Raw genomic sequence first — 17,446 nt, 5'->3', positions numbered from 1 at the left:
TCACCGCGCGGCGATCGCGCGTCCCGCCGCGCGTCCCGTGAACAGGCAGCCGCCGAGGAACGTGCCCTCGAGCGCGCGGTAGCCGTGCACGCCGCCGCCGCCGAAGCCGGCGGCCTCGCCGACCGCGTACAGGCCGGGCACCGGTGCGCCGTCGGCGCCGAGCGCACGCGAGTCGAGGTCGGTCTGGATGCCGCCGAGGCTCTTGCGCGTCAGGATGTGCAGTTTCACGGCGATGAGCGGGCCGGCCTTCGGATCGAGCAAGCGGTGCGGGGGCGCCACGCGGATGAGCTTGTCCCCGCGGTAGTTCCGGGCGCCTCGCACGGCCGTCAGCTGCAGGTCCTTCGAGAACTCGTGCTCGACCTCGCGGTCGCGGGCGACGACCTCGCGCTCGACGTTGTCCGTGTCGAGGACGTCGCCGGGGGAGAGCCGGCGCATCCCGTCGAGGAGTTCCGGGAGGGTGTCGGCGACCACGAAGTCGACGCCGTGCTGCTTGAAGGCCTCGACCGGGCCGGGCGCGCCCGAGCCGAGGCGGTCCGCGAGCAGGCGAAGGTCCTTGTTCGTCAGGTCCGGGTTCTGCTCGCTGCCGGAGAGCGCGAACTCCTTCTCGATGATGCGCTGCGTGAGCACGAACCAGGAGTGCCCGTGGCCGGTGTGCGAGAGGTGCTCGAGCGTGCCGAGCGTGTCGAAGCCCGGGAAGAGGGGCGCCGGCAGCCGTGCGCCGGTCGCGTCGAACCACATCGAGGAGGGGCCGGGGAGGATGCGGATGCCGTGGCGGGCCCACACCGGATCCCAGTTCGTGATGCCCTCGGTGTAGTGCCACATGCGGTCCCCGTTGACGAGGCGCGCACCGGATGCCGCGGCGATGCCGAGCATTCGCCCGTCGACGTGCGCCGGCACGCCCGAGAGCATCTCCGCCGGCGGAGTGCCGAGGCGCTCCGGCCACGCCGCGCGCACGAGGTCGTGGTCGCCGCCGATGCCGCCGGAGGCGACCACGACGGCGGGCGCGCGGAGCTCGAAGTCGCCCACGACGTCGCGGTTCGAGCCGACGCCGCGCTCGACGTCGTCGGGTGCCAGGCGTGCACCGCGCACGCCGACGACCCCGCCGTCCTCCACGACGAGCTCGTCGACCCGGTGGCGGAACCGCAGCGACACGAGCCCGGCGGCCTCGCCCGCCCGCACGCGCGCGATGAACGGCTCGAGGACGCCCGGACCCGTGCCCCAGGTGATGTGGAACCGCGGCACCGAGTTGCCGTGCCCGACGGCCATGCCCGCCCCGCGTTCGGCCCAGCCGACGACCGGGAAGAACTTCAGGCCCTTCTCGCGGAGCCACGACCGCTTCTCGCCGGCCGCGAACTCGAGGTACGCCTCCGCCCACCGTCGGCCCCATTCGTCCTCGTCCCGGTCGAACGCGGCCGTGCCGAGCCAGTCCTGGCGGGCGAGCTCGAGCGAGTCGCGGACGCCGAGCCGCCGCTGCTCGGGCGAGTCGACGAGGAACAAGCCGCCGAACGACCACCACGCCTGCCCGCCGAGGCTCGCCTCGGGCTCCTGGTCGACGATGACGACGCGCCTGCCGGCGTCGACGAGCTCTGCGGCGGCGACGAGGCCGGACAGGCCGCCGCCGACGACCACGGCGTCGAACTCGGTGCGTGCGGCGGGCGCCGCCGGGGGAGTGGTCGGGTCGGCCACGGGGGGACTCCTTCGTCTCGGGCGGGGCGGCTACTCCTCGAAGGTGTTCACCATCGCGAAGGCCGCACGCTGGAGATAGTCCCACAGCGTGGCCTCGGCAACCGGCGGCAGGTCGAGCGTGTCGACGGCCGCGCGCATGTGCGCGAGCCAGCGGTCGCGCGCCTCGGGGTTCACCTTGAACGGCTGGTGGCGGAGCCGGAGCCGGGGGTGGCCGCGCTGTTCGCCGTACGCGGTCGGTCCGCCCCAGTACTGCTCGAGGAACATGAGCAGGCGCTCCTCGGCGGGGCCGAGGTCCTCCTCCGGGTACATGGGCTTCAGCACCGGGTCGCCGGCCACGCCGCGGTAGAACTCGTGGACGAGCCGCGCGAAGGTCTCGTGGCCGCCGACCTGGTCGTAGAAGCTCGGCGAGGGCAGGTTGTCGGGCAGGCTCACGGCGTGTCCTTCGGGGTCGGGTCGTCGGTCGCGGTCGGGACGCTTCCCGTGCCCGTCACGGTGTTCGCGGCGCGCATCGCGCGGAGCAGGCGCTTGCTCGGCGCCTTCCGCTCCACGACCGGGCTCGGTTCGGTCTTCGGCGGCTTCGCACCCTTCACGCGCGTGACGCCGTCGAAGCCGGAGAGCACGACGCTCGACAGGCTCGGCAGCGTCAGGTCCATGTCGTCGAGCGTGCGCTTCAGTCGCATCCGCAGTTCCCGGGCGACGTCGTCCTTCGACGACGTGCGGACCTTCATGACGATGCGGATGACCATGGCGTCGGCCGAGACGGACTCGAGACCCCAGACCTCGGGCTTCTCGAGCACGCGCGAGCGCCACTTGCCCGACCGGGCCATCTCGTTCGCCGTGCCGAGCATGGCCGCCTCGACCTCGTCGACGTCGGCCGTGTACGGCACCGCGAGGTCGATGATCACGCGCGCCCACCCCTGCGACATGTTGCCGACGCGCGTGATCTCGCCGTTGCGCACGAACCAGAGCGTGCCGTTGACGTCGCGGACCGAGGTCACGCGGATCCGGACCTCCTCGACGATGCCCGACGCGTGGCCGAGGTCCACGATGTCGCCCACGCCGAGCTGGTCCTCGACGACCATGAACATGCCGTTCAGGGCATCCTTCACGATGTTCTGCGCGCCGAAGCCGAGGCCGGCGCCGATCGCCGCCGAGAGCAGCGTGAACGAGCCGAGGATGTCGGGCCAGAGCGTGCCGACCACGAGGATCACCACGAGGATGCCGATCGTCACGTTGACGATGTTCTTCAGCACGGACCCGAGCGTGCGCGTGCGCTGGACGACGCGCACGGCGGCGAGCGGGGAGGCGGCGTTCAGCGCCTGCGTGTCGGAGACGTCCTGCTTGCGCTTCACGCCGGTGACGACCTGGTTCACCGTGCGTCGGATCACGAAGTGCAGGAGCCAGCGGATGAGGAGCGCGACCGCGACGATGATGGCGATGTCGATGACGTTGAAGAGGGCCTGGCCGTACCAGGTCTCCTGGAAGGCGTCGATCTGCACGGAGATGTCGACCTGCTCGGGGCCGGGTTCTTCGAACGGTCGCATGATGAGACGAAGTGTATCCGCGGTCGACCGGGCGCACGCTGGGACGGCGCACGACGCGGGGCCCGTCGGGTCCGATGCGGTGCCCGACGGGCCTCGGCAGTGCGAGGCGACGGCCTACGCGGTCGTGGCGTCCCGATCCCGTGCGGCCAGCGCACGCTCGAGCTCGCTCAGCTGCTCCGCCACGAGCCGGTGCAGCGGCGCCGGCTCGTCGTGGACGTCCAGCCAGGCGCGGACGCGGCCGGCGAGTCCGGCATCGACGACCGGCGCCGGGAACAGCCTCCGCACGATGAGCGAGGCCATCGTGAAGCTCCGCTCGGCCCAGACGCGTTCGAGCAGGGCGAGGTAGTCGTCGGCGGTGCCGGCGAGGAGCGACGGGTCGGTCGTCCGCTGCCAGCCGTCGGCGATCGCGCGCGCGAGGTCGTTCGACAGCGTCGTGTCGGTCGCGACCCGCCGCCACGCGGCATCCTTCACCGCCTGGTCGGGGCGCGCGGCGCGCGCGGTCTCGGCGAGCTGGCGGCCCTTCGCGGTGTCGTCCGCGGCGAGCGCCGCGTCGACCTCGTCGTCGGTCGCCGCGCCGAGCGCCGCCCGGGCGATCGTGATCTCCCAGCGCAGGTCGAGGTCCACGACGAGGCCCGGGAGCCTCGTCTCGCCGCCGGCGAGCGACTCGAGGACGTCGGCGTGCGCGGGCACGCAGGCGAGTCGCGTGAACGCCTTCACGAACTGCAGCTGCGCATCCGAGCCCTCTGGCGCGAGTTCGGCGAGCGCCCAGACGGCGTCGGCGGCCTCCTCGGCCAGCACGTCGCGGTGGTGGTCGGCGAGGTAGCGCGACACGGCGAGCTCGAGTCGGGACAGCGCGAGGCCGCGGGCGGCCGACTGCGTCTCGTGCCCGACGTTCGCCACGACGAGGCGCACGAAGTCCGCCGCGGGGATCTCCGCGTCGCGGACCCCGTCCCATGCCGATCCGAAGACGACCGCGCGGGCCACGGGGTCGACGAGGTCGGACAGCCGGTCGCGCGCGACCGCGAACGACGGTTCGTCGAGGCGGACCTTCGCGTAGGTCAGGTCGTCGTCGTTCACCAGCAGCAGCGCAGGGCGCGGACGACCGACGAGCTCCGGCACGTCGGTCGAGGCGCCGTCGACGTCGAGCTCGACCCGGTGCACGCGCTCGAGCGACCCGTCGACGTCGTCGTAGGACCCGATCGCGACGCGGTGCGGGCGGAGGGTCGGGTGCGAGGCGGCCGCGGTCTGCACCACGCGCGCCGCGGTCACGAGCCCCGCGGCATCCGTCTCGACCTCGAGCCGCAGCGTGTTCACGCCCGCGGTCTCGAGCCATTTCGCCGACCAGTCCGCGAGGTCGCGGCCGCTCGCGCCCTCGAGCTCGACCAGCAGGTCGGCGAGGGTGGCGTTGCCGCCCGAGTGCCGGGCGAGGTAGGCGCCGACGCCGCGCTGGAACGCCTCGAGTCCGACCCACGCGACGAGCTGCTTCAGCACCGACGCACCCTTGTCGTAGGTGATCGCGTCGAAGTTCACCTCGACGTCGCCGAGGTCGTGGATCTCGGCGACGATCGGATGCGTCGAGGGCAGCTGGTCCTGCTCGGCCGCGTGCGTCTTCTCGTCGGTCGCGAACGTCGCCCAGACGTCGGTGAACTCGGTGACCCGCGACGTGGCGAGGGTCGACGCCCACGTCGCGAACGACTCGTTCAGCCAGAGGTCGTTCCACCAGCGCATCGTCACCGAGTTGCCGAACCACATGTGGCTGAGCTCGTGCAGCACGACGATCGCGCGCTGCTCGCGCCGGGCGTCGGACACGCGCGAGCGGAACAGGTAGCCCTCGTTGAAGGTGACCGCGCCGACGTTCTCCATCGCACCCCAGTTGTACTCGGGCACGAAGACCTGGTCGTACTTGCCGTACGGGTACGGCACGCCGAACGCGTCCTCGTAGAACGCGAGCCCGCCCTGCACGAGCTCGAACATGACCTCGGGCTCGGCGTACTGCGCGAGCGATTCGCGCGTGAAGAGGCCGAGGGGCACCTCGCGCCCGTCGCGGCTCGTCGCCGACGATCGCCATGAGGCGTAGGGGCCGGCGATGATCGCGACGATGTAGCTCGAGATGACCGGCCCGGTCTCGAAGGCCCACACCGCGGTGCCGGATGCCGCGGGGTGCGGCTCGGGCGTGGGCGCGTTGCTCAGCACGCTCCAGTGGTCGGGCGCGGTGATCGTGAAGCGCACGGACGCCTTGAGGTCGGGCTGGTCGAAGACGGCGTACACGCGGTTCGCCTCGGCGACCGCGAACTCGGTGTAGAGGTAGGCCTCGCCGTCGACGGGGTCGACGAAGCGGTGCAGTCCCTCGCCGGTGTTCGTGTACTCGCGCGTCGACACGACGAGCAGTTCGTTCTCGGCGTCGAGGCCGTCCAGGCGGATCCGGTAGCCGTCCGACACGGATGCCGCATCGAGCGGCCGTCCGTTCAGGACCACCTCGTGCAGTTCGGCGGTGGTGGCCTCGATGAACGTCGACGCACCCGGCGTCGCGGTGAACCGCACGAGCGTGTCGGACCGGAACCGGCCGTCGTCGCCCGTGAGGTCGAGCGTGACCTCGTACGCGGCGGGGCCGAGGAGCGACGCGCGCTCCTCGGCCTCCGACCGCGTCAGGTCGGGGCGCCCCGACATTCAGGCCTCCCGCGCGTCGCGCGCCTGCGCGGCCAGCGCGCGGTCGACGCCGGCGAGCCTCTCGACGACGAGTCGGCGCAGCGCCGCCGGAGCGTCCGGGTGCCCGTCGAGCCAGGCGCGGCTCGCGTCGGCGAGACCCCGGTTCGCGAGCGGCGACGGGTAGAGCCCGTCGACGAGCTTCTCGGCGATCGCGTAGCTGCGAGCCTCCCAGATGCCCTCGAGCATGCCGAAGTACCGCGTGACGAAGGCCTCGAGCAGGGCGGGGTCCGAGGCACGGAGGAACCCCTCGGCCGTGTCGCGCACCACCGAGTTCGACGCGGTGTCCGAGTCGACGATCGACGCCCAGGCACGCTCCTTGGCGGCGGACGTCGGGATCGCCGCACGTGCCTTCGCGGCGGCCTCGCGCCCGGTCACGGTGTCGTCCTCGGCGAGGCGGGCGTCGATCTCGGGGTCGGCCGAGCGACCGGCGGCGGCCAGCGCGATGAGCAGCTCCCAGCCGAGGTCGGTGTCGACCGCGAGCCCCTCGAGTGAGATCGTGCCGGCGTAGAGCTCCTCGAGCGCGTCGAGGTTCGAGCCGTGCTCGGCGATCGCGGCGAACGACTTGACGAACTGGAACTGCGCGTCGCTGCCGGCCTCGGCCTCGTTCGCGAGGTCCCAGAACCCGTCGGCGAGGAGGCGCAGCGCGTCGTGCCGTCGCCCGGGCTCGGTGTACGCGTTCGCCGCGAGGATCGCGTTCGCCAGGACGATGCGCAGGGTCGTCGACTCGGTCTCGCTCGCGATGTTGCCGAGCACGAGTGCGAGGTAGTCGCTCGCGCGCGTCTCGGCGTCGCGCGTGGCATCCCAGACGGAGCTCCAGACGAGGGCGCGCGCGAGCGGGTCCTCGATCTCGGACAGGTTCGCGAGGGCGACGCCGTGCGAGGCGCCGTCGAGGCGGATCTTCGCGTACGCGAGGTCGTCGTCGTTCAGCAGCACGAGGTCCGGGCGCTCGAGGCCGACGAGGTCTGCGACCTCCGTGCGCTCGCCGTCGACGTCGAGCTCGACGCGGTGGTCGCGCACGAGCTTGCCGCCGGTGAGGCTGTAGAAGCCGATCGCGAGGCGGTGCGGACGGATGGTCGGGTGCTCCTCGATCGCCGACTGGAGCACGGCGAACGAGGTGATCCGACCGTCGTGGTCGGTCTCGATCTCGGGGCGCAGCGTGTTCACGCCGGCCGTCTCGAGCCAGAGCCCGCCCCACTCGGACAGGTCGCGGCCGCTCGCGGCCTCGAGCTCGGCGAGCAGGTCGGCCAGGGTCGTGTTGCCCCAGGCGTGCTTCCGGAAGTACGCCGAGACGCCGGCGAAGAAGGCCTCGACGCCGACCCAGGCGGCCAGCTGCTTGAGCACCGACCCGCCCTTGGCGTAGGTGATGCCGTCGAAGTTCACGAGCACGTCCTCGAGGTCGCGGATCTCCGCGACGATCGGGTGCGTCGAGGGCAGCTGGTCCTGTCGGTAGGCCCAGGCCTTCTCCATCGAGTTGAAGGTCGTCCACGCGTTCTTCCACTCGGTGGCCTCGGCGGTCGCGATCGTCGACGCCCACTCGGCGAACGACTCGTTCAGCCAGAGGTCGTTCCACCACTTCATGGTCACGAGGTCGCCGAACCACATGTGGGCGAGCTCGTGCAGGATCGTCACCACCCGGCGCTCGCGGACGGCATCCGTCACCTTCGAACGGAACACGTAGAACTCGGTGAACGTGACCGCGCCCGCGTTCTCCATGGCGCCAGCGTTGTACTCGGGCACGAACAGCTGGTCGTACTTGGCGAACGGGTAGGGCACGCCGAACTTCGCCTCGAAGTACTCGAAGCCCTGCTTGGTCTTCTCGAACACGTAGTCCGCGTCGAGGTACTCCGAGAGGCTCTTGCGTGCGAACACGCCGAGCGGGATGACGCGGCCGTCGGCGCTCGTGAGCTCGTCGCGCACGACGTCGTAGGGGCCGGCGACGAGCGCGGTGATGTAGCTGGAGATGCGCGGGGTCGGCTCGAACGCCCAGGTCTTCGCACCCTCGTGCGCGTCGACGGGCTCCGGCGTCGGCGAGTTCGACACGACCTGCCAGTGCGCGGGCGCGGTGACCGTGAACCGGAACGCGGCCTTCAGGTCGGGCTGCTCGAACACCGCGTACATGCGGCGCGAGTCGGGCACCTCGAACTGGGTGTACAGGTAGACCTCGTCGTCGACCGGGTCGACGAAGCGGTGCAGGCCCTCGCCCGTGTGCATGTATCGGCCGTCGGCGACGACGGTCAGCTCGTTCTCGTCCTCGAGGTCGGCGAGCCGGATGCGCACGCCGTCGCTGACCTCGGCCGGGTCGAGCTCGCGGCCGTTGAGCGTGACCGAGTGCACGGTCGCGGTGATCGCGTCGATGAAGGTCGACGCACCCGTCCGGGCGGCGAAGCGCACCGTGGTCTCCGAGCGGAACACCTCCGGCCCGGTGGTGACGTCCAGGCGGACGTCGTAGTCGTGCACCGTGACGAGCGCGGCGCGCTCCTCGGCCTCGATGCGGGTGAGGTTCTCTCCAGGCACTCAGGTCTCCATCTGCGTCGAACGGATGCGTCGGCCCCGCGTTCGTGGCGCGGGCAACCCGATCAGCCTAGTCGCGCGACATGCGGCCCGGGAGGGGAGCGGCGATCCCTAGACTTGCCGCATGCGCATCCACATCGCGACCGACCATGCCGGCCTCGAGTTCAGCCGGACGCTCCAGGCGCACCTCGTCAACGGCGGCCACGAGGTCGTCGACCACGGCCCCGTCGAGTACGACGCGCTCGACGACTACCCGGCCTTCTGCATCAACGCCGCGCTCGCCGTGGCGCGCGACCAGGCCGCGGGCGTGAAGACGCTCGGCGTGGTCTTCGGCGGTTCGGGCAACGGCGAGCAGATCGCCGCGAACAAGGTGGCGGGCATCCGCGCGGCCCTCGTGTGGAGCATGGACACCGCGATCCTCGCGCGCCAGCACAACGACGCGAACGTCATCTCGATCGGCGCGCGCCAGCACACCGTGGAGGAGGCGATCCGCTACATCGACGCCTTCATCGCCGAGCCGTTCTCGGGCGACGAGCGGCACGTGCGCCGCATCGGGCAGCTCGCCGAGTACGAGACGACGGGCGACATCGCCGGCAAGGGCGTCGACGTCGACGGTTCGACCGGTCGCGTCGTCGGCGCGCCCGCGGAGTAGCCGGTGCCCGAGGGCCATTCCGTCCACCGCATCACCCGCCAGTTCGAGCGCAACTTCGTCGGCCGCATCGTGCGCGCCTCGAGCCCGCAGGGCCGGTTCGCCGAGGGCGCGGCCGACCTCGACGGGCGACGGATGGTCGACGCCCGTGCCGTCGGCAAGCAGATGTTCCTCGGCTTCGAGGGCGACCGCTGGCTCAGGGTCCACCTCGGCATGTACGGGGCGTGGGACTTCGCGGGCGACATCCTGATGGATGCCACGATCGCCTCGTCGAACGGGCGCATGGGGCAGACGAACCAGAAGGGCACCTTCCTCGACGGCCCCAACCCCGACGCGGTCGTGTTCGACACCGCGGGCGAGAACTCGGTCACCTCGATCGGCGCGCCCCGCCGCACGAGGCTGCGCATGTCGGAGTCGGAGAAGGAGGGGGCGGCGCTCGAGACCTTCCCGCCCGAGCCGATCGGGCAGGTGCGCGTGCGCCTCCTCACCGACGCCGTCGTCGCCGACCTCCGCGGGCCCACCGCGTGCGAGGTGCTCGACCCCGCGCAGGTCGAGTCGGTCGTCGGCAGGCTCGGCCCCGACCCGCTCATCGACGTCGGTGCCGACGCCGAGGAGCGCTTCACGAGCGTCGTCCGCCGGAAGCCCACGCCCATCGGCCTGCTGCTCATGGACCAGAACGTCGTCTCCGGCATCGGCAACGTCTACCGTGCCGAGCTGCTCTTCCGGGCCCGCCTGAACCCGCACACGCCCGGCCGGATCGTGCCCGAGGACACCGTCCGCGAGCTCTGGCGCGACTGGTCGAGGCTCCTCCGCATCGGCGTCGAGACCGGCCAGATGATGACGATGGACGGGCTCGAGGGCGAGGCCTGGCGCGCCGCCATGGCCAACCGCGACGACCGCCACTGGGTGTACAAGCGCGAGGGCCTGCCCTGCCGGGTGTGCGGTACGAACATCGCCCTCGAGGAGATGGGCGCCCGCAAGCTGTACTGGTGCCCGAACTGCCAGGCCTAGGAGTCGAACCGCATGAGACAGAACCCGAGCTTCACCCTCGCGAGTGAGGAGGGCGTCAAGCGCCTGGTCCGCGAGCACCCGTGGGCGATCATCGTGTCGATGACGGATGCCTCGGGACTCGTGGCCTCCCACTACCCGGTGCTCCTCGACGAGACCGCCGAGGGCATCGTGCTCCTCACCCACGTCGGACGCCCCGACGAGGTCGTCCACGAGCTCGGCCGGCACGAGGTGCTCGTCATCATCCAGGGGCCGCACGGGTACATCTCACCGGGGTGGTACGACGCGAACCCCGCGGTGCCGACCTGGAACTTCGTCACCGCGCACCTGCACGGCACCCCCGAGCTGCTCGAGCCCGACGAGAACCTCCGGGTGCTCGACGCGCTCGTCGACCACTTCGAACAGCGGATGCCCGAGCCGCGCAGCATGCGATCGACCCCCGAGAACGCCGCCTACGCCGAGCGCATCGCCGCGGGCACCGTCGGCCTCCGCATCCCGGTCGCGCGGTTCGTCGCCAAGAACAAGATGAGCCAGAACCGGCCCGACGAGACGGTCGACCGCATCATCGCCGAACTCGACGGTGACGGGCCGTACGCGAGCCCCGCGCTCGCCGAGGAGATGCGTCGCACGCACGAGGTGCTGCGCGCCGCGCGCGCAGAGCGGGCCGGTGCGACGAGTGCTGACGCGTCGGCGCCGGCAGTGGGGGAGCGCGCATGACCGGGGCGGATGCCGCGGCGCGCCGCTCGGCCCCGAAGTCGCTCGTGCTCGCCGGCGGGCGCCTCCCCGGCGAGGCGCTGCCCGTCGACCTGCACCTGGACGGCGGCGTCGTCCGCGCCGTCGCGCCGGCGGGAAGCCTGCCACCCGCCCCCGGCGCCCGGCGCCTCGAGCTGGCCGGACGCTGGGTCGTGCCCGGGCTGTGGGACCGTCACGTGCACCTCTCGCAGTGGGCCATGGTGTCGCGGCGGCTCGACCTCGGCGACGTCGGGTCGGCGGCCGAGGCGGTCGCGCTCGTCGCGGCATCCGTCACCGGCGGAGACGACGAGATCGTCGGCTTCGGCTACCGCGACGGCCTCTGGCCCGACGCGCCGACGATCGACGCGCTCGACGCCGTATCGGGCGACGTGCCGGTCGTGCTCGTCTCCGCCGACCTGCACTCGTGCTGGGTGAACCGCACTGCGGCGCGGCGGCACGGGCTCGCCGAGGCGGCGGGGGAGAGCGGGGTGCTCCGCGAGGACGACTGCTTCCGGCTCGTGCGCGAACTCGACGACCTCCCCGACGACGTGCTCGACGCGTGGGTCGACGAGGCGTCGCGCGCGGCGGCGGCACGGGGCGTGGTCGGTGTGGTCGACCTCGAGATGCGCTGGAACCGCGACGACTGGGCGCGCCGCGCGGCGAACGGCGCCGATGCGCTTCGCGTGCGGTTCGGCGTCTACACGCGCGACCTCGACCGCGCCGAGGCCGAGGGCCTCCGCACCGGCGACGAGGTGGCGGGCACCGGCGGGCTCGTCCGCGTCGGCCCGTACAAGGTGATCACCGACGGCTCGCTGAACACGCGCACCGCGTGGTGCGTCGACCCGTACCCCGGGCTCGGGCCCGACGAGCACCCGTACGGCCTCGTGAACGTGCCCTACGACGAGCTCGTGCCCCACCTGCGGCGCGCCGACCGGATCGGCCTCGCACCGGCCGTCCACGCGATCGGCGACCGGGCGAACGAGCGCGCGCTCGACGCGCTCGAGGCCGTGCGGCACGGCGGATGGCACGGGCGTGCGTCGATCGAGCACGCGCAGCTGCTCCGACGCGACGACCTGGCCCGCTTCGCCGCGCTGGGCATCGTCGCGAGCGTGCAGCCCGAGCACGCCATGGACGACCGCGACGTCGCCGACGTCTACTGGGCGGGGCGCACCGACCGTGCGTTCATGCTGCGCGACCTCGCCGCGGCGGGCGTCGACCTCGCGCTCGGCTCGGACGCGCCCGTGGCACCGCTCGACCCGTGGATCGCGATCGCCGCGGCGGTCGGCCGCTCGCGCGCCGGGCGCGAGCCGTGGCATCCGGAGCAGTCCCTCGACGCCCGCGCGGCACTCGACGCCTCGACCGACGGCGTCGGCGCCGAGGTGCGCGAGGGCATGGTCGCCGACCTCGCCGTCGTCGAGCACGATCCGCTCGCGGCATCCGTCGACGACCTCAGGGGGATGCCCGTGGCGCTCACGCTGCTCGGCGGACGCGCGACGCACGACGCCCTCTGATCCGCCGGCACGCGCGCCTGCCTCCGGTCCACCCCCGCGCCGAGGGGGGCGAACCCCCGTGCCGATCCGGGTGGCCGTCGGCTGGGGCGCGTGCGCGTCGCCCGCGAGGCTCGAAGCATGATCCACCGGACCGCCCGACCACCCCGCCCCGAACCCCCGCGACCCCGCCCGCGACGGCCCCGCGCGCTCGCCGTCACGGCCGCGTCGGTCGCCGTCGGCGCGGGCGTCGCCCTCGCCTTCGCGGGCTGCGGACTGGTCGGCCCGACCCCGGTCTCCACGATCGGGATGGTCGACTTCGACACCCCGCTTCCCGTGCCGCCGATCGCCGAGTCGACCGTCGCCGCCGACGGCACGCGCGTGTTCTCGCTCGAGGCGCAGGCCGGCACGACCGAGTTCGCGCCGGGCGTGCCGAGCGAGACCTGGGGCTTCGACGGCGCCTACCTCGGCCCCACGATCGTCGCCGAGCGCGGCGAGCGGATCCGCGTCGACGTCGCCAACGCGCTCGACGAGCCCACGACCGTGCACTGGCACGGCATGCACCTGCCCGCCGAGATGGACGGCGGACCGCACCAGATGGTCGACCCCGGCGAGACCTGGTCGCCCGAGTGGGAGGTCGACCAGCAGGCTGCGACGCTCTGGTACCACCCGCACCCGCACGGCGAGACCGAGCAGCACGTCGCGCGCGGCCTCGCGGGCATGTTCCTCGTCCGCGACGACGTCGAGGCGGCACTGCCGCTGCCGCGCGAGTACGGCGTCGACGACCTTCCCGTCATCGTGCAGGACGCCGCGTTCACGGACGACGGCCGGCTCGAGTCGGCACCGCGAGGGTTCGCGGGCCGCATGGGCGACGAACTCGTCGTCAACGGCGCCCGCGCCCCGTACGCGGAGGTCGAGGCCGAGGTCGTGCGGCTCCGCCTCCTCAACGCCTCGACCGCGCGCACCTACGCCTTCGGTTGGGAGGACGGGCGGGCGGTCGACGTCATCGCGACCGACGGCGGGCTGCTCGAGGCATCCGTCGCCCTCGACCGCGTCGTGCTCTCGCCCGGCGAGCGCGCCGAGGTGCTCGTGCGGATGACGCCCGGCGAGGAGCTGCGACTGCAGTCGGTGATGACGCCCGAGGCGGCGGGCCTGAAGCCGCCCATCGCGGCGATGAACGGCGCGACCGACGCGTTCGACGTGCTCGAGCTGCGCGCGGCCGAGGCACTCGATCCGGCGCCGGACCTGCCCGAGCGGCTCCGCGAGCTGCCGGAGGTCGCCGAGGACGCCGTCGCGACGACGCGCACCTTCCGGCTCGACGGGTTCGAGATCAACGGCGGCACCATGCGCATGGACCACGTCGACGAGACCGTCACGCTCGACACCACCGAGCGCTGGATCGTGGAGAACGCCGGCGAGATGCCGCACAGCTTCCACGTGCACGACGTGCAGTTCCGCATCGGGGCGATCGACGCCGCGCCGCCGCCCGCCGAGCTCGCCGGGTGGAAGGACACGATCCTCGTCCGGCCCGGGAGCCGCTACGAGCTGATCCTCCGGTTCGAGGACTTCGCCGACCCGGCGACGCCGTACATGTACCACTGCCACCTGCTGCAGCACGAGGACCAGGGGATGATGGGCCAGTTCGTGGTCGTCGAACCCGGTCAGCGTGCGACGATGACCGAGGAGACGAACGATGACCACGCTCACTGACCCCGCTGCGACCGGCCCGACGGTGCCGGCGACGTCGACGGATGCCGCGCCCCGGCGCCGCGGGTACGGCCGCCTCTGGGCGGGCCTGCCGCGCGAGCTCGGCTACCTGCTCCTCGGATTCCCCGTCGCGCTCGTCGCCTTCGTCACGCTCGTGACGCTGTTCTCGACCGGTGTGAGCCTGCTCGTCGTCGTCGTCGGACTCGTCATCGTCGTCGCCTCGCTGTACACGGCGCGCGGGTTCGGCATGTTCGAGCTCGTCCGCCTCGGCTGGGCGGGGCGGCCCGCGATCCGCCGCCCCCAGTGGGATGCCGCGGCACCCGTCGGCGACGGGCCGTGGCGGGCGTTCTTCGCCCCGTTCGTCGACGGCCACTACTGGCTGTACCTGCTGCACGGCATGGTCGTCGCGCCGATCGTGTCGCTGTTCAGCTGGACGGTGACCGTCGTGTGGCTCTCCGTCGCGCTCGGCGGCGTGACGTACTGGATCTGGGCCCTGTTCCTCCCGCAGGGATCGCGCGACGTATGGCCGGTCGAGTGGTTCCTCGATCGCGTCTGGCCCGGCGGTTCCGCGGCGGTCGCCCTCGACCCGCTGGCGATCGAGGTCATCGCGCAGTTCGCGCTCGGCCTCGCCTTCCTGCTCACGCTGCCGCTCGTGACCGCCGGACTGACGTTGATGCACGACGGCATCGGTCGGGGCATGCTCGGCGCCTGGCGGTCCGAAGCGCTCGAGCGCCAGGTGCAGCACCTCGCCGCCTCGCGCGGCGCCGCGGTGCAGGCCGAGGACGCCGCACTGCGACGCCTCGAACGCGACATCCACGACGGCCCGCAGCAGCGGCTCGTGCGCCTGCAGATGGACCTCGCGGCGATCGAGCGCAAGCTCGACGCCGATCCCGACGCCGCGAAGGGCCTGCTCTCGGAGGCGCGCGACCAGGCGCGCGACACCCTCGACGAGCTCCGGGCGCTGTCGCGCGGGTTCGCGCCGCCGCTGCTCCAGGATCGCGGGCTCGCCAGCGCGCTCGAATCGCTCGCCGCGCGGAGCCCGGTGCCGGTCGAGCTCGAGTGGCTGCTCCCGACGGATGCCGCGCTGCCCGCCGCCATCGAACGCAACGCCTACTTCATCGCCGCAGAGCTCCTGACGAACGCGGCCAAGCACTCGGGTGCGAGCGCCATCCGGCTGCGCCTCGCCCAGCGCGACACCGGTGCGACGGGGTTGTGGCTCGACCTCTGGGTGACCGACAACGGGCACGGGGGAGCGGTGGCGCTCCCGGGGCACGGGCTGGCGGGCCTCGACGAGCGCGTGCGCGGCCTCGGCGGCGTGCTGCTCGTGGACAGCCCGAGCGGCGGCCCCACCATCATCGGCGCCCACTTCCCGTTCACGCCCGTCGATAGGGTGGGCGCGTGAGCGAGACCGCACCGCCCGCCCGGCCGATCCGCGTGGTCCTCGCGGAGGACTCGATGCTCCTCCGCGAGGGGCTCGTGCGGCTCTTCGACGAGGCCGGGTTCGAGACGGTCGGCGCGTACGGCGACGCCGAGGCGCTGCTCGACGACCTCGAGTCGGTGGAACCGGATGTCGCGGTGCTCGACGTGCGCATGCCGCCGACCTTCCGCGACGAGGGCGTGCGAGCCGCGATCGAGCTTCGTCGGCGACGCCCGGGGACGGGGGTGCTCCTGCTCAGCCAGTACGTCGAGGGCACGTACGCGCACGAGCTCCTGTCGTCGGCCGACGGCGGGATGGGCTATCTCCTGAAGGACCGCGTCGCCTCGCTCGACGACCTGCAGGACGCGGTGCTGCGCATCCGCGACGGCGGCACGGTGCTCGACCCGCAGGTCGTGCGCGAGCTGCTGGCGCGCCGCGGCGACCCGCTCGCCTCGCTCACTCCGCGCGAGCGCGAGGTGCTCGAGCTCATGGCGGAGGGGCGCACGAACGCCGGCATCGCGTCGCAGTTGTTCATCGGCGTGGGCGCGGTCGAGAAGAACGTCACCTCGATCTTCCAGAAGCTCGCGCTCGAGGACTCGGGCACCGATCACCGCCGCGTGCTGGCGGTGCTCGCCTGGCTGCGGCGCTAGATCCGTCGAGCGGTGGTCTCCTTCACGCGTCGCTCGCGGTTCGCAGGGGCTCATGCCGTTCGAAGAGATCGCGATATCCGCGGAAGCCGACCACCATCCAGATGATGAGCGACCCGACGCCGGCGATCGCGCCGAGCGTGATCGCCAGCCAGATCGCGCCGCCGAGGCCGAGCACGACCCCGCCGGCGAAGAGCCCCAGCACGGCTGCCTCGACCACGGAGATGATCATCGCGGAACTCGCCAGGATCTGCCCGGGACGCGGACCGAACGCGTAGTACGTGCGGATGCTGCCCGCTTCGTCGTCGTCCGCCGAGGAGATGAAGTAGGGCGCGAGGCCGGGATCGAGGTCGAGGTACGCCCCGCGCAGGCGATTCATCGCGACGACGTACATGAGGTCGTCGAGCGATGCATTGAATGCCCGCTTCTGCGTGATCAGGCCCAGGATCACGAGCAGCAGCAGCACCCCGAGGGCGGCGACGCCGAACCAGCCGCGGAACTGCGTGGCGTTGCCGAGCACGCCGAGCGTCACGAGGCCCGCGGAGACGAGCGTCAGGAAGATCGCGATGCGGGTGAGCACCTCGCTCTGCGTCGTGCTGCGCGATGCCAGGAGGCTCCAGTGCTCGGTCGCGAGCATCTGCGCGCGCAGCGACTTCTGCGCGTCGGTCAGCCCGCTGGTCTCCGGAGGGCTCGCCTCCGACTCGTGAGACGGCTCGGGCCCGGATGCGTCCGCCATGTCGGCATTCTGCACCCGGGCCCGTCGAACCGCGGCCTTCGGCCCGGAGTTTCGGGGCTCGCGCCTCGTCTACTTCACGCTGACGTGCGCCGCGAGGAACCACCGGTCCTTGTCGAGGCCCTGGCGGATCGCGATCGCCACGTCCTGGCTCGCCGGGTCGAGCTCCTCGAGGCCCTTGATCGCGGCGTTCACGCGCGCCGTGGCGACGTCGATCTGCGCGACGACGTCGGCGATCGTGTCATCCGACTGCTTGAAGCCGGCCTTCGGGTTCGCGGCCTCGGTGTCGGAGGCGATCGTCGCGAGGCGCGCGTCGATCGGCAGCCCGAGTGCGACGACGCGCTCCGCAGCGAGGTCGGCCCACTCCTGCGCGTGGTCGACGACCGTGTCGAGGAACTCGTGGACCTCGAGGAAGTCGCGGCCCCGCACGTTCCAGTGCGCCTGCTTGCCGTTGACCGCCAGCACCGTGAGCTCGTGGACGAGCGGCGTGAAGAACTGTGAGACGCCCGAGGCGACCTCGGGGTCGGCGCCGCTCATCGGCGCCGTGGTGGACTTCGATGCGGTCTTCGAGTCGGTCATGTGGTCCCCTTCCACTCGTATCCGTACGGATGCCACGGTA

14 protein-coding genes are annotated in these 17,446 nt (G+C 72.4%); 7 read left to right on the top strand and 7 right to left on the bottom strand.

All coding sequences use genetic code 11. From position 1 onward, the window contains the following. The 5 genes from GLX25_RS15070 to pepN (GLX25_RS15050) all read right to left on the bottom strand — a co-directional run bounded on the left by GLX25_RS15070 (position 1) and on the right by pepN (GLX25_RS15050) (position 8,450). On the bottom strand, positions 1–1,686 hold the full coding sequence (locus GLX25_RS15070; RefSeq protein WP_166548877.1) for an FAD-binding dehydrogenase: 1,686 nt from the start codon (positions 1,684–1,686) through the stop codon (positions 1–3). Positions 1,687–1,716: 30 nt separating this feature from the next. After that, complete coding sequence (locus GLX25_RS15065) at positions 1,717–2,100, bottom strand: globin (RefSeq protein ID WP_155843862.1); 384 nt, start codon at positions 2,098–2,100, stop codon at positions 1,717–1,719. Between the two features lie 14 nt (positions 2,101–2,114). Further along, on the bottom strand, positions 2,115–3,230 hold the full coding sequence (locus GLX25_RS15060) for a mechanosensitive ion channel family protein (RefSeq protein WP_155843343.1): 1,116 nt from the start codon (positions 3,228–3,230) through the stop codon (positions 2,115–2,117). A 114-nt stretch (positions 3,231–3,344) separates the two neighbouring features. Further along, positions 3,345–5,897: an aminopeptidase N gene (gene pepN / locus GLX25_RS15055; RefSeq protein WP_155843342.1), complete on the bottom strand. Its 2,553-nt coding sequence runs from the start codon at positions 5,895–5,897 to the stop codon at positions 3,345–3,347. Further along, positions 5,898–8,450 (bottom strand): aminopeptidase N, encoded by a 2,553-nt coding sequence (gene pepN / locus GLX25_RS15050; protein ID WP_166548876.1) that lies wholly within the window; start codon positions 8,448–8,450, stop codon positions 5,898–5,900. Between the two features lie 121 nt (positions 8,451–8,571). On the opposite strand from pepN (GLX25_RS15050), the gene GLX25_RS15045 reads away from it, so the two are divergent. From GLX25_RS15045 to GLX25_RS15015, 7 genes are all read left to right on the top strand, one after another. After that, positions 8,572–9,099, top strand: coding sequence for a ribose-5-phosphate isomerase (locus tag GLX25_RS15045; protein WP_155843341.1), 528 nt, complete (start codon positions 8,572–8,574; stop codon positions 9,097–9,099). 3 nt (positions 9,100–9,102) lie between these two features. Further along, positions 9,103–10,107 (top strand): Fpg/Nei family DNA glycosylase, encoded by a 1,005-nt coding sequence (locus tag GLX25_RS15040; RefSeq protein ID WP_166548875.1) that lies wholly within the window; start codon positions 9,103–9,105, stop codon positions 10,105–10,107. Positions 10,108–10,119: 12 nt separating this feature from the next. Then, positions 10,120–10,821, top strand: a complete 702-nt coding sequence (locus GLX25_RS15035) for an FMN-binding negative transcriptional regulator (RefSeq protein WP_155843340.1) — start codon at positions 10,120–10,122, stop codon at positions 10,819–10,821. Further along, positions 10,818–12,347 (top strand): amidohydrolase, encoded by a 1,530-nt coding sequence (locus GLX25_RS15030; protein WP_155843339.1) that lies wholly within the window; start codon positions 10,818–10,820, stop codon positions 12,345–12,347. The genes GLX25_RS15035 and GLX25_RS15030 overlap by 4 nt, the downstream gene beginning before the upstream one ends. A 117-nt stretch (positions 12,348–12,464) precedes the next feature. Further along, complete coding sequence (locus tag GLX25_RS15025) at positions 12,465–14,033, top strand: multicopper oxidase family protein (RefSeq protein ID WP_155843338.1); 1,569 nt, start codon at positions 12,465–12,467, stop codon at positions 14,031–14,033. Further along, positions 14,017–15,432, top strand: coding sequence for a sensor histidine kinase (locus GLX25_RS15020; RefSeq protein WP_155843337.1), 1,416 nt, complete (start codon positions 14,017–14,019; stop codon positions 15,430–15,432). The genes GLX25_RS15025 and GLX25_RS15020 overlap by 17 nt, the downstream gene beginning before the upstream one ends. Then, positions 15,429–16,097, top strand: coding sequence for a response regulator transcription factor (locus tag GLX25_RS15015; RefSeq protein WP_271192381.1), 669 nt, complete (start codon positions 15,429–15,431; stop codon positions 16,095–16,097). Before GLX25_RS15020 ends, GLX25_RS15015 begins: the two co-directional genes overlap by 4 nt. A gap of 22 nt (positions 16,098–16,119) precedes the next feature. On the opposite strand, the gene GLX25_RS15010 is transcribed toward GLX25_RS15015, so the two are convergent. Beyond that, positions 16,120–16,830, bottom strand: coding sequence for a hypothetical protein (locus GLX25_RS15010; RefSeq protein ID WP_240898387.1), 711 nt, complete (start codon positions 16,828–16,830; stop codon positions 16,120–16,122). Between the two features lie 69 nt (positions 16,831–16,899). Next, positions 16,900–17,406 (bottom strand): Dps family protein, encoded by a 507-nt coding sequence (locus GLX25_RS15005; RefSeq protein WP_155843335.1) that lies wholly within the window; start codon positions 17,404–17,406, stop codon positions 16,900–16,902. Positions 17,407–17,446 lie beyond the last annotated feature (40 nt).

The organism is Agromyces luteolus (genome assembly GCF_009729855.1).
Lineage (GTDB): Bacteria > Actinomycetota > Actinomycetes > Actinomycetales > Microbacteriaceae > Agromyces > Agromyces luteolus.
The sequence above is the reverse complement of the archived record's forward strand: the minus strand, read 5'-3'. Positions and strand labels throughout refer to the sequence as shown.